Origin of the sequence: Escherichia sp. MOD1-EC7003, from assembly GCF_002965065.1 — a bacterium.
Taxonomy (GTDB): Bacteria; Pseudomonadota; Gammaproteobacteria; order Enterobacterales; family Enterobacteriaceae; genus Escherichia.
Map to the genome: position 1 here is coordinate 1 of NZ_PTRE01000286.1, position 1,478 is coordinate 1,478.

Below are 1,478 nucleotides of genomic sequence, written 5' to 3' on the forward strand. Positions count from 1 at the left end.
GATCACAAAACTCTATGCCTGTCTTTTTTTACCCGCCCATTACTGGGGATTCCTCAGCGCACCCAGCGGGCTTTTTTGTTATCATGGGCTATCATAAAGACGCAGCAAAGCGCATGATTATGGTGTACACAAAGGTGTACCCAATGAGGTTTGGGTACATTGCTTTGGGTACACCCCCTATTCAAAGTTTGGATATTCGCAAAATGCCAAAACTAACAGACATGCAGATCCGCGCATGGATTAAGAGCGGAGAGCGATTCGAGGGGCGGGCAGACGGTAACGGTTTATACCTACGTTACCGTGAAGCCGACAAAACCCCCACATGGAGATTCCGCTATAAACTCGCAGGGAAGTCCCGCGCCATGCTAATTGGTTCGTATAGCGAGCTATCACTATCAAAGGCCAGAGAGACAGCCAAAGAGCTATCGGCTCGCGTTGCGCTGGGCTATGACGTTGCAGGAGAGAAGCAGGAACGGAAAGCAGAAGCACTGGCGAAGATGGAAGCAGAGAAGAACGCTATGCGCGTTTCAGAGCTTGCCGCTGAATACTTTGAGCGTCAGATCCTCCCGCGCTGGAAGCACCCCGATATACTCCGCCGCCGTATCGACAAAGATATAAACCCCTGCATTGGCAGCATGAAGGTGGAGGACGTGAAGCCGCGCCATATCGATGACATGCTGAAAGGTATTGTTGACCGTGGAGCGCCGACCATAGCAACGGACGTGCTGAGATGGACGCGCCGCATATTCGACTACGGAATCAAACGGCACGCGCTGGAGATTAACCCATGTTCAGCCTTTGAGGTGGCAGACGCCGGAGGGAAAGAAGTTTCCCGCGACCGCTGGTTAACCCGCGATGAGTTAATCCAGCTATTCAAAGCCATGCGCACGGCTAAGGGATTCAGTCGCCAGAACGAAATCACGTTCAAATTACTGTTAGCGTTATGCGTCCGCAAAATGGAGTTATGCGCCGCCCGCTGGGAGGAGTTCGATTTTGATAAAGCCGTATGGCATTTACCAGAGGAACGCAGCAAAAACGGCGACGCTATAGACATTCCATTAGCACCGCCAGCCGTCGAATGGCTGAGAGAGCTTAAAACGTTCTCATGCAACAGCGCATGGGTGCTTCCAGCCAGGAAGATGCAAAACAGAATGATCCCACATATTCAGGAAAGCACTTTACCCGTAGCACTGGCTAAGGTTCGCGCTGAAATGCCGGACGTGCCGAATTTCACTATTCACGACTTCCGGCGCACAGCCCGCACCCATTTAGCCGCGCTGGGCGTTGATCCCGTAGTGGCTGAAAGATGCCTCAACCACAAAATTAAAGGCGTGGAGGGTATCTATAACCGCCACCAATACTTTGATGAACGCCGGGCCGCGTTAACACAGTGGGCGGGATTGCTGGTGGCACTGGAACGTAAGCGGCTCGTCAGAACCGTATTGATATTTACTGAGAGCTCAGATCAACTTTCCAGG

The 1,478-nt window shown here is 52.2% G+C and carries 1 protein-coding gene; it reads left to right on the forward strand.

Going from position 1 to position 1,478, the window contains the following annotated elements; translation table 11 throughout:
• Positions 1-143 precede the first annotated feature (143 nt).
• Positions 144-1,478: tyrosine-type recombinase/integrase (locus A7090_RS25390; protein WP_446718741.1), on the forward strand; the 1,335-nt coding region annotated here is incomplete at its 3' end.